The 12,878-nt window shown below is 42.9% G+C and carries 13 protein-coding genes, 3 tRNA genes and 1 pseudogene; 13 read left to right on the forward strand and 4 right to left on the reverse strand.

Annotation, left to right across the window (positions count from 1 at the left end; all coding sequences use genetic code 11):
• The first annotated feature begins 33 nt into the window (after positions 1 to 33).
• The 3 genes from FRX57_RS07405 (at position 34) to FRX57_RS07415 (ending at position 286) form a co-directional block, all read left to right on the forward strand.
• Positions 34 to 106, forward strand: a tRNA-Thr gene (locus FRX57_RS07405).
• A gap of 25 nt (positions 107 to 131) precedes the next feature.
• Positions 132 to 205, forward strand: a tRNA-Ile gene (locus FRX57_RS07410).
• Between the two features lie 9 nt (positions 206 to 214).
• Positions 215 to 286, forward strand: a tRNA-Glu gene (locus tag FRX57_RS07415).
• A gap of 109 nt (positions 287 to 395) precedes the next feature.
• Here FRX57_RS07415 and ntdP read toward each other — a convergent pair.
• Positions 396 to 929 (reverse strand): nucleoside tri-diphosphate phosphatase, encoded by a 534-nt coding sequence (ntdP, locus tag FRX57_RS07420; protein ID WP_146568188.1) that lies wholly within the window; start codon positions 927 to 929, stop codon positions 396 to 398.
• Positions 930 to 1,009: 80 nt separating this feature from the next.
• Entirely contained in the window at positions 1,010 to 1,786 is a 777-nt protein-coding gene (gene recX, locus FRX57_RS07425; RefSeq protein ID WP_146568191.1) for a recombination regulator RecX, read from the reverse strand.
• A 57-nt stretch (positions 1,787 to 1,843) separates the two neighbouring features.
• Here recX and rlmD point away from each other — a divergent pair, with 57 nt between their 5' ends.
• Positions 1,844 to 3,208, forward strand: a complete 1,365-nt coding sequence (gene rlmD / locus FRX57_RS07430) for a 23S rRNA (uracil(1939)-C(5))-methyltransferase RlmD (protein WP_146568193.1) — start codon at positions 1,844 to 1,846, stop codon at positions 3,206 to 3,208.
• A 14-nt stretch (positions 3,209 to 3,222) separates the two neighbouring features.
• The gene (locus tag FRX57_RS07435; protein ID WP_146568195.1) at positions 3,223 to 4,281 is read left to right on the forward strand and encodes an alpha/beta hydrolase; all 1,059 of its coding nucleotides are present in this window, start codon (positions 3,223 to 3,225) and stop codon (positions 4,279 to 4,281) included.
• A 41-nt stretch (positions 4,282 to 4,322) separates the two neighbouring features.
• Here FRX57_RS07435 and FRX57_RS07440 read toward each other — a convergent pair whose 3' ends face one another.
• On the reverse strand, positions 4,323 to 5,087 hold the full coding sequence (locus FRX57_RS07440; protein WP_146568197.1) for a helix-turn-helix domain-containing protein: 765 nt from the start codon (positions 5,085 to 5,087) through the stop codon (positions 4,323 to 4,325).
• 119 nt (positions 5,088 to 5,206) lie between these two features.
• Between FRX57_RS07440 and FRX57_RS07445 the strand changes: the two genes are divergently transcribed.
• The 6 genes from FRX57_RS07445 (at position 5,207) to FRX57_RS07470 (ending at position 10,609) form a co-directional block, all read left to right on the forward strand.
• Positions 5,207 to 6,484 (forward strand): alpha/beta hydrolase, encoded by a 1,278-nt coding sequence (locus FRX57_RS07445; protein WP_146568200.1) that lies wholly within the window; start codon positions 5,207 to 5,209, stop codon positions 6,482 to 6,484.
• Positions 6,485 to 6,682: 198 nt separating this feature from the next.
• Positions 6,683 to 7,474 (forward strand): hypothetical protein, encoded by a 792-nt coding sequence (locus FRX57_RS07450; protein ID WP_146568203.1) that lies wholly within the window; start codon positions 6,683 to 6,685, stop codon positions 7,472 to 7,474.
• The gene (locus tag FRX57_RS07455; protein WP_146568205.1) at positions 7,474 to 7,935 is read left to right on the forward strand and encodes an Rrf2 family transcriptional regulator; all 462 of its coding nucleotides are present in this window, start codon (positions 7,474 to 7,476) and stop codon (positions 7,933 to 7,935) included. Before FRX57_RS07450 ends, FRX57_RS07455 begins: the two co-directional genes overlap by 1 nt.
• On the forward strand, positions 7,904 to 8,908 hold the full coding sequence (locus FRX57_RS07460) for an NADP-dependent oxidoreductase (protein WP_146568207.1): 1,005 nt from the start codon (positions 7,904 to 7,906) through the stop codon (positions 8,906 to 8,908). The genes FRX57_RS07455 and FRX57_RS07460 overlap by 32 nt, the downstream gene beginning before the upstream one ends.
• A 10-nt stretch (positions 8,909 to 8,918) precedes the next feature.
• Positions 8,919 to 9,755 (forward strand): alpha/beta fold hydrolase, encoded by an 837-nt coding sequence (locus FRX57_RS07465; RefSeq protein WP_146568209.1) that lies wholly within the window; start codon positions 8,919 to 8,921, stop codon positions 9,753 to 9,755.
• Positions 9,756 to 9,766: 11 nt separating this feature from the next.
• On the forward strand, positions 9,767 to 10,609 hold the full coding sequence (locus FRX57_RS07470) for a VOC family protein (RefSeq protein ID WP_146568211.1): 843 nt from the start codon (positions 9,767 to 9,769) through the stop codon (positions 10,607 to 10,609).
• A gap of 67 nt (positions 10,610 to 10,676) precedes the next feature.
• Here the strand turns inward: FRX57_RS07470 and FRX57_RS07475 are convergent, their stop codons facing one another.
• The gene (locus tag FRX57_RS07475; RefSeq protein ID WP_146568213.1) at positions 10,677 to 12,032 is read right to left on the reverse strand and encodes a carboxylesterase family protein; all 1,356 of its coding nucleotides are present in this window, start codon (positions 12,030 to 12,032) and stop codon (positions 10,677 to 10,679) included.
• Positions 12,033 to 12,106: 74 nt separating this feature from the next.
• Here FRX57_RS07475 and FRX57_RS07480 point away from each other — a divergent pair, with 74 nt between their 5' ends.
• Together FRX57_RS07480 and FRX57_RS07485 are read left to right on the forward strand one after the other, a co-directional pair.
• Complete coding sequence (locus FRX57_RS07480; RefSeq protein WP_186600846.1) at positions 12,107 to 12,586, forward strand: MerR family transcriptional regulator; 480 nt, start codon at positions 12,107 to 12,109, stop codon at positions 12,584 to 12,586.
• 209 nt (positions 12,587 to 12,795) lie between these two features.
• Positions 12,796 to 12,878, forward strand: a pseudogene (locus FRX57_RS07485) (IS200/IS605 family transposase); the annotation flags it as partial.

A 12,878-nucleotide genomic window follows, 5' to 3' on the forward strand; every position in this document is an offset into this window, starting at 1 on the left:
TTCAAGTCCCTTAACCCGCATAACTAATAATAGGCCGGCTTAGCTCAGTTGGTAGAGCATCTGATTTGTAATCAGAGGGTCGCGTGTTCAAGTCATGTAGCCGGCATTGTACATTTTTGTACGAAACTTATGGGCGCGTAGCTCAGGTGGTTAGAGCGCACGCCTGATAAGCGTGAGGTCGGTGGTTCGAGTCCACTCGTGCCCATAATAGGATGGTCCGTTGGTCAAGGGGTTAAGACACCGCCTTTTCACGGCGGTAACACGGGTTCGAATCCCGTACGGACTGTATTAAAAAAGCTTGTTTTGCAAGCTTTTTTGTATTATCTAATTTAGAAAAATATCCCCCTTAATAATCAGTTCGATGAAACGGATTATTAAGGGGGATATTAGGACTTTTACCGATTCTTTAATTCAAGATACCGTCGGTACCAAATATCAACATAGGCAGGAGAAAATGGTCCCTTTTGTTGATTGATCCAGTCCACTAAGATTTTAACATTTTCCTTTAAAATGTAATCCAAGTCAGCTGAATACTGCATTTTACTACGATGAAATTCATATTCGTCAATATCTAGCAATCGCTTATGTCCATCAGGAAAAACTTTGACGTCTAAATCATAGTCAATATACTTGAGTGCCTCCTCATCAATGATGTGAGGACTAGCGATATTGCAGTAGTAAGATATGCCGTCTTCTCTAATCATGGCAATGATGTTAAACCAGTATTTTTTATGGAAATAAACGATAGCTGGTTCACGTGTTACCCAGCGTCGACCATCATTTTCCGTGACTAGGGTGTGATCATTGACACCAATTAGAGCATTTTCTGTTGTTTTTAGAACCATGGTATCTCGCCAAGCACGATGTAATCTACCATTATGCTTATAACTTTGAATAGTAATAAAGTCGCCTTCTTTAGGTAATTTCATCTCTTACCAACTTTCTAAAAGACTTTACTCACTAACATTGTAGCACAATTATGGAAAAATTGCATGTAATTTAAACAAGATTAGAGGTATTCTCGGAGAGCTGTTTGAATTTGGTTAGACTGGTAGCCCTTGCGTAGGAGGGCCTGATAGAGTTTTTGTTTGAGTTGATAGTCCTCATATTTTCTGGAGAATTTCCGGTATTGCTTATCTAATTCTTTGTAAAGCAGCTCAAGTTCCTCTTCTTCATTATTGTTAAGGTCTAATTCTTCTAAAGCTTCTTTGGCTTGGGCATGGCTGAAGCCCTTATTTCTCATGCTTTCTAGGAGTTTCTGCTCTAAGGCCTTGTTGGGCAGGCGATGACTATATTTTCTGTAGAGTTTTTGGGCTAATTTTTCTAGACTATCAGTAAAATCAACCTGATTTAGATAGCTATCAATCAGGTCAGCTGCAATGCCTTTTTGGTGTAATTTTTGCTTAATCACATAGGGTCCCTTGTCACCACTCTGGCTTTGTTGTTCAATATAAGTCTTGGCATAATGATTGTCATCAATAAAGCGGTGTTGGGTTAAATAATCTAGAATATTAGCTAGAGCTTTTTCCTCGATATCATGGTCTAAGAGGTAGCGACTTACCTCAGCCCTAGTTCGTTGACGAAAGGAGAGATAATAGAGGGCAAGCCCCCTGCCTAAGGAAAACTGGTTATAATCTTTTAATTCTTCTAGCTCAGTCTGGGTGAGGACTTTGCCTTTACTGAGCATAAAACGAACGAGGCTGTCTTCAGTGATATAAAGCTTATCAGTGCCATCGATTTCTAAGAGATAGAGCCGTTTTTTCTTTTCGAGTTTGGTGATTTTCATGCTCTTATTATATCAAAAAATGGTAAAATATTAAGAGATAAGAAGATGGAGAAAGTGATGAATTTAGCAGTCAAACAAAAAATCCCTCTCAAGATTAAGCGGATGGGCATCAATGGTGAGGGAATTGGTTTTTATAAGAAAACGCTGGTTTTTGTGCCAGGTGCCTTGAAAGGTGAGGAAGTTTTTTGTCAGATTACCAAGGTTCAGCGTAATTTTGTGGAAGCCAGTCTGTTGAAGGTCAATAAGGCCTCAAAATTTAGGGTCAAACCAGCCTGCCCCATCTACGAGATGTGTGGGGGGTGTCAAATCATGCACCTGCGGTATGACAAGCAATTAGCCTTTAAGGATGATGTGATTCGGCAAGCCTTGAAAAAATTTCAGCCAGTAGGCTATGAAGACTATGAGATTAGACCAACCCTAGGTATGGTTAACCCGACCCATTACCGTGCCAAACTCCAGTTTCAAATTCGGAAAAATCGTGGCAAGGTCATGGCGGGACTTTATGCGGAAAATTCTCATCGCTTGATTGATATTAAAGACTGTCTAGTGCAGGACGAGGTGACGCAAGCTATTGTCAATCAGGTGGTGCAACTCTTGGATAAGCACAAAACCCCTATTTATCAAGAACGACGGGCTGATGGGGTGCGGACCCTGATGGTTCGGCGAGCAAAAGCAACAGGTCAAATCCAGTTAATCTTTGTAACCAGCAAGGAAGTGAGGTTGCAGCCTTTGATTAAGGAACTGACCCAGTTATGTCCAGACATTAAGACGGTAGCCCTTAACCTCAATCGAGCCAAAACCAGTGAGATTTATGGCCAGAAAACGGAAATTCTCTGGGGGTCAGAAACGATTAGGGAGGCTGTTTTGGACTATCAGTTTGCCTTGTCTCCGAGAGCATTTTATCAACTCAATCCTGAGCAGACAGAGGTCTTGTATGGTCAGGTGGTTGAGGCCTTGGACGTGACTGAAACTGACCATATTATTGATGCCTACTGTGGTGTGGGAACCATTGGCTTTGCCTTTGCTCAGCGGGTCAAATCAGTCCGCGGCATGGACATTATCCCAGAGGCTATTGCAGATGCCAAGGCTAATGCTGACAGCATGGGTTTTACCAATACTCACTATGAGGCAGGTAAGGCTGAAGATATCATCCCTCGCTGGTATCGGGAAGGTTATCGGGCAGACGCTATTATTGTTGATCCCCCACGAACAGGTTTAGATGAGAAATTATTGAAAACCATTCTGACCTATGCCCCGAAAAAAATGGTCTATGTTTCTTGTAATACCTCAACACTGGCTCGTGACCTAGTTAGTTTGAGCAAGGTTTATGAGGTCAAGTACATTCAGTCAGTGGATATGTTTCCCCATACGGCCCGGACCGAGGCTGTGGTTAAGTTGGCAAGACGTTCTAATATAATATAATATGGGAGGTGTTTATGATTAAAAATAAAATATTAAAATTTACAATCGTCACCTGTTCTGGGCTTGTTGTATTATTATTGGTTATCTATTTTTTGCTTGCCTATCGTCCACAAATAGCAGTGAGTGTGATTCAAAGCTTACTCTATCCGAATGGGGCAGAAATCAACCCAAGAACCCCTAAAAAACAGACCAATCGTCAGATGTTAGAAAACGGTCAGCTATATGTTAATGATATTCAATTTAGTCAAAATTATCCTAATAGTTTCTTAGATATTACTTATCCCAACAAAGATACATCAAGTAAACGACCAACGATCGTTTATTTTCATGGTGGTGGATTTTTTGGTGGAGATAAGGTCTTGGGAGATCCCCTAGCAGAAGGTGATGGTTCCCAGTCATTCTTTTCAAAATTTGTAGCAGAGGGTTACAATTTTGTCAATGTCAATTATGTTTTAGTTCCAGAGTATCATTTTCCAGATCCGATTATTCAAATGAATGAAGCCTTGAATTATTTAGTTACTAATGCTGACGATTTAGGTTTGAATATGCAGGACGTTACCTTATTTGGACAGTCCGCAGGAGCGATTATGGTCAGTCAGTATGGAGCGATTTTATCAAATTCTAATTATCGTCAACAATTTAATTTATCTCAAGCACCTAAATTAACAACAGCAGATATTCGTGGTCTGATTATTGATGATGCTCCTTTAGATATGTATGACAAAAACGCAACCTTTAAACTTAAACTATTAATTGCCAATTATACAGAACAGTCTATTTATTTTGAGAACCGTCGGAAAACTAATTTATATAATAGTTTGAAATGGCTGACCCCAAATTATCCGAGAGCGTTTGTTACTGCTGGAACAGCAGATGGTTTTCCTTATGATATGAAGAAAATGGAAAATCAACTGAAAAAATTAGGCGTTGAAGTAAGTAATTTTGAAACACCATTGGATATTTATGGACCAACAAAACATGGCTATTTATCCAATCTAAAACAGGATAAATCAGGGGCAGCTCGAGATGCCTATCAAGAAATTATTCGTTTTTTAGCCAAAGGAAAAAATTAAATGACTAAATAAGCCCGCTCTCTTCATGGAGTGGGGCTTTTTTATATATGAGAATAATGCTTATTATATTTGAGGCGGTATTGTCTAGGTGTCATGCCTTCTAAGGCCTTCATGACCTTACCGAAATGACTTTGGGAGGTAAAGCCAGTCAGTTGGCTAATACTGGTCAGGGACAGGTCAGAGTGGACTAACATTTGCTTAGCTCGCTGAATTCTTTCCTGCTGAATGTAGGCCTGAATAGTCATCTTTTCTTCTTGTTTAAAGATGGTGGATAAGTAGCTGGCTGAGGTCTGAATGTCCTTGGCCAAGTCAGCAATCCTAATCTTACTGTTGAAATGTTTGTGGATATATTTTTTGGTCAAGATTACTAAATGATGCTGGCTCTGACGAGGTTGATCTTGAATTTCTTCCATTAAAAGGTAGATAAAAGCGATTAAGCAATCACTGACAGCAAGCTGGCTCTGCGCTTTTTCTAGTAACTGAATGCTAGAATCTGTCAGGGAAAAGCCAATGTCACTCGTTAAGAGATGGTGGCTAAGACTTTTAGAGGTTAATTCAGTGATGAGGCAGATGGCTAGATTTTTATGGCTGCGGAGTTCATCTTCGGCCAATTGGCCTGGTGTCCAGTCCCAAGGTTGATTGAGCTGGTCTAAGACTTGGTCAAATTGTCCCGTCTGAACCAGATCAAATAAATAGTCGGTCCAACTCAAGGGATTGTGTAATTGCTGGTATTCGCGGCGGAAAAAGATGCTTTCTTCAAATCGTTGACGGCTAATTTTCAGTTGATCAGGATTTAGGCTAAACATAAAAAACTCCTAAAACTAACATTTATGATAAAAAACGTAAATTTATTATATAATATTGAGTCTGAAATAGCTATCATAAAAGATGGAAAAATCATTTCCATAGAAAGGATAAGCGAATCATGTACTTTTTGGATGCTTTACTCTTACTACTGAGTTTGGGACTCTATCTTTTTTTCAATCAGCTGGGCCTTTTAGTGCCTCTTTTAATCACCGTCTTAGCCTATCGGTGTTACAAAAGTGAGCAGAAGTGGCAGCGATATTTGACTGGTCTTGGGATTGTGGGTTTGCTCTTGGCTAGCTTTTTGGGGCGTTATTCGGTGACCATGTTGGTCGCTGCTTACTTGGGCTTCTTGTCGCTTTGCCTAATTTGGTCAAGAAAATCACCTGAAGGCCCCTCTTCCCTTGGTCAGAAACTGCTCGGACTGCTGACCAAGCTTGTTTTGGGACTGGCAGTGGTGTTACACCTCTTTTTTATCTACAATGTCATCAATCCTGACTTTATCACCAGCCATACCAATGTTTTCTTTGGCTCAACAGTTGTTCCAGAAAAAGCAGAAAGTAAGGAAAAGGGAGAGAATGGAGTGGTTTATTACCGTGATTTAACCTACCCTTCTCAATTAGGCAATAATAAATTGGACATTTATACCACCCCTAATGCCAAGGGAACCATTTTCTATATTCATGGTGGAGGTTATGCTGCTGGAGATAAGATTGAAAGGGAAGACTATCTTTTCCGTTATGTGACAGATGGTTACAATGTCGTCAATGTCAACTACCTGCTTTCGCCCAAGGCACGCTACAAGGATGGCTTAAGGCAGGTGGATGAGGCTTTGGCCTATGTGGAAGCCAATGCGGCGACTTATGGCATTGATACTAATAAAATTATTTTATCAGGAGATTCAGCAGGTGGGCAGTTGGCAGGACAGTTAGCCCTGGTCTTGACCAATCCAGACTATGCTCAAGGCATCCAGTTTTCCCCCCTAGCCAAGCTCACGCCCAAGGGCTATATCGGTGTCAGTTCCTGGTCAGATATTCAGATGGGGATGAAAACAGGTGTATTTGCCTTTGATTGGCTGGTAGCACCACTGGCTCGTTCCTATTTCCAAGTCTTGGATGTGGTACAGGATAAACGAGTAGAAGAGTCCTCCATTCTCAAAAATGTCAACCAAGATTTTCCTGCCAGCTTTATCAGTGATGGTAATACAGGAAGTTTCACCAAATCCAATCAGGCCTTGGTCAAACGCTTGGAGGATTTGGGGGTGCCAGTTGCTTCCCAGTTCTATGATGTCAAGCAGGTCAAGTTACCCCATATTTTTGAACTAAGATTGGACAATTCCTATGCTCAGGAGGTTTATGCTAAACAAGTCCAATTTTTAGACAACTTGTTAGCCCAATAAAAAGGAGGCTGGTGCAGAAGTGCCAGCTTCTTTTCTATTTCCTGTTTAGGTTAGTTGAAGTCATCAGCATATTAACATTGAGTTCTAGGAGTTAGCGATTTTTCTTTTTTGAGCAAAAGGGTTGACAGGTTAAGAAAAAGAAGCTAAAATATAACTTGTATCAAGTACAAGTACAACAAAAAGAAAAAGGATAATTAAATGACTAAAGCTTATACCAATCAATTTTCAGTTTCTATTTTGCTCTGGATGAGAGAGGATAAACCTCGTCAAGAGGGGATGAACTACTGGGCTGGCTCTCATGCCGATATTATTGCGGCTTCGCCGGGGCTTTTGGATTATCGTCAACAACACCTGAGTGCGACTGAGCATAGTTTTTGGCCGACTGCTACTGGTTTGGAAACTGACATTAAACCAGACCGTCGGGTCGATGGCATTGCTGAGGTGACTTTTGATAACCTTTTGTCTCCCATTGCTGGTCGTAAGCAGACGGCTCTGGCCTTTGAAGATGAGGTCAATGTTTTTCGTCGCACCTTGATGCACATGGGATTTCCTTATTCGTCGCGTTGGTTGACAGTATCAGAAGATAGGACAACCCAGCTGCGAGATGTTCTGTATTTTCGTCGTCGTGACGAGGTCAAAAGCGGAGCCTTTAAGCAATTGATTAACCAAGACTTGTTTGCGACTTTGGCAACAGTTGATGGGGTGACTGAGCTACGCTCCCAAGTCTATCTGCCTTGGCATAAGGCAACCTGGGATACGCCAAATGTTGCCCATGACAATCCTCAGTCAGAACACCTACATGCCTCAATCATTATCGGTTTTGCCAATCAAGAGGCTCGTCAGGCCTTCTATCAAGAGTTAGCACCGAAGCTGAATGAGGATTTGGTTAATCTTGTGTCTGCCGTTCATGCCTACCATATCGATAAGACCTTGACCTTTGTGGCAGATGGTCAGCGACAAAACTTATCAAGTCAAGAGAGGACAAACTAATGGATACGAAATTTTCTGTTGCCCTACATTTGTTAACCATGATTTCAGAAAGTCAAGATGCTCTGACCTCAGGTTTTTTGGCCGATAGCGTGGGGACCAACCCTAGCTATGTTCGTAAGGTCATTGCCCTCTTGAAAAAGGCTGACCTGATTAAAAGTCGGCAGGGCAAGTCAGGCTATGAGCTTGGACGGTCAGCGACTAGGATTAGCCTCTTGGATATTTATTTAGCAACTCAGGAGCAGGATAGGGTCAGACTTTTTGACCGCCATCAACATAGCAATCCCAGCTGTCCTGTTGGAGCTTATATTGAACAGGGCTTGACACCAGTCTTTGAGGAATTAGAAGCCAATTTAGCCAAGGACTTGGCCAGTCGTCACTTGCAAGGTTTTATTGACCAGTTATATCGCTTGAGAGAAAAAGGAGAAAACGATGAAAGCAGCCCTCTTAACCAAATACGATAAACAGAGTATTGATGTCACCATCACCGAGGTAGAAAAACCAAGGATTACTGACCAACAAGTTTTGGTCAAGGTAACTGCAGCGGGGGTCAATCCCTTGGACAATATGATTTCTCGTGGGGAAGTCAAGCTGATTACCCCCTATAAACTGCCCTTGATTGCAGGCAATGAGGTGGTTGGTCGTGTGGAAGCGATGGGCAGTCAAGTCGACCAATTCAAGCTCGGTGACCGTGTTTTTGCTCGCCTTCCCCTAGATAGTATCGGTGCTTTTGCGGAATATGTGGCGGTAGATGCTGCAGCCCTAGCCTTGGTACCAGACTATCTCTCAGATACAGAAGCAGCAGCTGTTCCCTTGACTGCTTTGACCATCATGCAGGCCTTGGAGCTGATGAAAGCTCAGGCGGGTAAGACCATTTTTATTTCTGGCGGTACAGGTGGTGTGGGAGCCATGGCTATTCCAATCGCTAAGGCCAAAGGTCTGACCGTTATTACCAATGGTGACGTAACGAATAAAGAGCGTGTGTTAGCCTTGGGGGTGGATCGTTTTATTGATTATAAAACAGAAGATTATAGCAAGACCCTCAGTGGTGTGGACTATGTCCTTGATACCCTAGGTGGAGCAGAGACTGAGAAACAGATGAGCATTATGAAAAAAGGTGGTCAGCTAGTTTCTCTACGTGGCATGCCCAATAGCAGCTTTGCCAAACGGATGAACTTACCCCTTTGGAAACAATGGCTCTTTGCTTTGGCTGGTCGCTCTTTTGATAAGAAGGCAGAAAAATATGGTGTCAATTACCATTTTATCTTTGTTGAGAGCAATGGTCAGCAGTTGCAAGAAGTTGCCAATCTCTTTCGTCAATTGAAGATTAAACCATCCATTGATACAGTTTTTCCTTTTAGTCAGGTCAATCAGGCCTTGGACAAGGTAGCTAATGGTCGTTCACGAGGGAAAACTGTCTTGAGTTTTGAGAAATAGGAGAAAGAACATGTCATATCTAACAACAGGCAATCAATACCTAACCGTCAACCAGCAAGACATCGCCTACCGTGAATTGAGCAAGGGCAAATCAGACTTGCCTTTAGTTATGCTGGTCCATTTGGCGGCTACCATGGATAATTGGGATCCTAAACTAATTGACCTCTTGGCAGCGGAACAACATGTCATCTTACTAGACCTACCCGGTGTGGGTGCTAGCCAAGGCAAGGTTGCCAAGACCATTCCTGGTATGGCTGAGCAAGCCATTGACATTATCAAGGCTTTGGGTTATGAAAAAATCAATCTGCTAGGGCTTTCTATGGGCGGTATGGTTGCTCAGGAAGTGGTGCGTGCCCAAGCTGATTTGGTGAATCGCTTGATTTTGGTTGGTACAGGACCACGAGCGGGTCTGGGGATTGACCAAGTGACCAAGACCACCTTCAATTACATGTTTAAGGCAGGGCTAGAGGGGGTGGACCCTAAACGCTTTATCTTTTATAACCATGATGAAGAGGGCAAACGTGATGCGGAAGAGGTGCTTAACCGTCTGACCAGCCGGAGCAAGGCTTATGCCGATAAGGACATGGCAGTGCCTAGTTTCTTGCAACAGCTCCGTGCCATCAAACGCTGGGGCAAGGCTGAAGCTGATGATTTAGCCTTTATTAGCCAGCCGACTCTGATTGTCAATGGTGATAAGGACATGATGGTGGCGACAGAAAATTCTTATGACATGCACCGTAAGATTGCTAATAGCCAACTCATTATCTATCCTAATGCAGGTCATGGGTCTCTCTTCCAATATGCTGACCAATTTGCCAAGGACTTGTTAGACTTTTTGGCTGACTAGGAGGAAAATTGATGTATCAATCACAATTTGAACTGGGCCATGTGGCTCTTAATGTAAAAAATCTTGAGCTTCAAAGTCTCTATTACCAACAGGTCTTGGGCATGACAGTGCTTGAGCAGACAGACCAGCAGGTGGATTTGGGGGTCGGTCAAACCCTCTTGCTCCGTTTGTTAAAAACTGAGCGGCCAGAAGCGGTCAAGGACAGTTACGGTCTCTACCATTTTGCCCTGCTCTTACCTAGTCGGAAGGACTTGGGCCAACTATTTAACTATCTTATCGCTAATCAGGTTCCTCTGGTTGGAGCCAGTGACCATGATTATAGCGAAGCCATTTATCTTGAAGACACGGAAGGAAATGGGATTGAGGTCTATCAAGACCGTCCCATGTCTGGTTGGGATGTTCGGGAGGATGGACGGATTGTCGGAGACACGCGTCCGATTGCTGAGCAAGAACTCTATGATTTGGGACAGGGAGTCGCCCTACCCTACCGCTTACCCCAAGGCACTCGGATGGGACACGTTCATTTATCCGTTAAAAATAGCGGAGCGTCTAGTCGTTTCTACCAAGACTTGCTCGGGGTGACAGATAAATTTAGGTTGCCGTCAGCGGTTTGGCTAGCCTCTGGTGACTATCATCACCATTTGGCGGTTAATCAATGGGCGGGCCAAAACCTAGCTGACCGGGAAAGCGACCTACCAGGCTTGGCTTATTACACCATTTATTACGACCAAGCAGACTTGTTTACTGCTACCGTCAAGCGGGCTGAAGGTATGGGCTTGGAATTGACTTCAGATGAAAAAGAAGTTAGTCTTTTGACCACGGACGGTATCCTGCTTAAACTATTTTTAAGATAAACCAAAAGACTGGGATTTTATCCCAGTCTTTTCCATAAGTTGAAGTAGGATAGCTATTGAGGGGAAATTAGTCTTTTCGTCCAACAGCTGTTGCAGCGTCATCTAATTTCTCAATACTTAGCATATCAGGAATGCCCGCGAGGTCAACTTTTCCTGTCTTGGCAAATTGTCCCCAGACTTGACGAAGGGGGATACCAGCCTGCTTGGTATCGTCCCAAGAAGCTCCTAAAAGGAAAGGGGAATCTGGAAAGTCCGCAAAATTAAAGAGAAGGGGCAGTTCCAAGTCATGTCCTGCAGCAACCAAATGGGCTTTTTCTTGCCAGAAGAAATGGTAGAGATGGACTGAGCCACCAGCTTGAGAATAAGCCAAGGCAAAGTCTTTGGCAGGCTGGTTAAAAATAGCTCGGCTGAGCTTTTTGACGACTAGTTCAGTCGTTCTTTTCGCTAATTTCTTGTCAACTAGACCAGCAACCCTTGGCATGGTAGGGAGAAAACTAGCGACCTCACGACTATTGCTACCGATAAGGAGTTCTACCTGTTTAGCACGTTGAGCTAGTCTTTGGGGAATGTCCTCTATCCTAGGCAGTGGATAGACACCAAAATGAGGAGCAAATTTCATAAATCGAGCCAGGTTATGAACCTTGGTCGTTTCTTCAATCTCTACCTGTTTGGCGAGAACATCTGCTAAGGGAGCGTCGATTGGCAGGTCTAAAAAGTTCGCTAACATACTTTCAGACATAGCTTTTCTATCAGCATAGGCTGCTCCAATCGGAGCACTCTGGATAATCGCTCGTTGGACAAGCTCTTCTGTACCATCAGCCAGTAGGATATCTCGGACAGACTCAGCTCCTGCTGATTGACCAAAGAGGGTTATCTGAGTTGGGTCACCACCAAATTCGGCGATATATTGTTTGATCCATTTGAGAGCTAGAATTTGGTCTAGTAAGCCGAGATTGGCCAGCTTACCGTTTTCATCTCGTAGGTATCCCAGTACACCTAGTCGGTAACTGATATTTACCACAATAAGGTTTTCTTGAGCGACCAGTAAATCAGGTGTGTATTCGCTACTTTCACCGCTACCATTGGTGAAGGCACCACCATGAATCCAGACCATAACCGGTAATTTATCTGTTGGCTTGGTATTCATGGGGCGATAGATGGAGAGTATTTGCGGTTGTTCCGTCTGTTCTTGTTGGCTGTAATTTTGCTGGAAAAAATATTCCTTGAAATAGATGTTTGGCTGAGCAGCGATAGGGGCAGGTTGGCTAGCGTCAATTTCTGCCTGCTGGTAATGGTAGGCTTGTGGGGCTTGATAACGGTTAGCCCAGCCATAACGTAGCCCTGAAAAACGTTGGGTCAAGCCATCGCTAGAGCCCTTAACCAGCCCAAAACTGGTTTGTTGAAAAATGGGTGTTCGTGTCATTGAGTCCTCTCCTTGTTTTTTGATTAGTTTTAGTATATACTATGAACCATAGTATAAGGTCAAGGAGAAAGGTTATGACGATAAAAGAACTAGCGATTAAGTCAGGTTTGGCCGTGTCAACTATTCGCTATTATGAGCGACAGGGGATGATTCCCCAACCTGAACGGCTGAGCAATAATTACCGCGACTATGCCCCCCAGATGGTCAACCGTCTTTATCTGATTCAGTACCTATCAGGCCTTGGTTTGTCCTTGGCAGCTATTCGTGATTTTTTAGGAAAAATGGCAGAGCAGCAACTCAGTAAGCAAGAACTTTTGATGCTGATTCAAGCCCATCAGGCTAAAATTAAAGAACAGTTAGCTAGCTTGTTGACAATACAAGAACGTCTCAATCAGCTAGGGGAACACGATCGTTTACTGGATGATTTCTTAGCTTTTGATTGGGCTAGTTTATCGCAAGAGCAGGGCCAAAGACCTGTTGATGATTGGATTAGAACTGTATTAGCTGGTAGTCTGCATCAGGATATTGTAGAGCTTGTTTGCGAACAAGTCTAGGCAAGCAAAAACAAACCTCAGTCATGAGATTTGTCTGGCAGCTTAAACTAGCCTAAGGCTAGTTTTTTATTATGGCTTCGAGCCAGTTTTTCTCGTAGAGAAAAACAAGAAAACCACCAGCTATGCTGGTGGCTGCCCAGGCTTAGAGCTTCCATTTCTTTTTCCTGATATAATCTAATTGTTCAGGTTAGATAAAGGAGGAAAAAGAAATGGCTAAAACCAGTTACAGTTTATCACATACCAAATGGATGTGCAAATATCATATAGTTTTTACACCTAAGTACCGGAGAAA

Origin of the sequence: Streptococcus cuniculipharyngis (assembly GCF_007859195.1) — a bacterium.
In the GTDB taxonomy this organism is placed as follows: domain Bacteria; phylum Bacillota; class Bacilli; order Lactobacillales; family Streptococcaceae; genus Streptococcus; species Streptococcus cuniculipharyngis.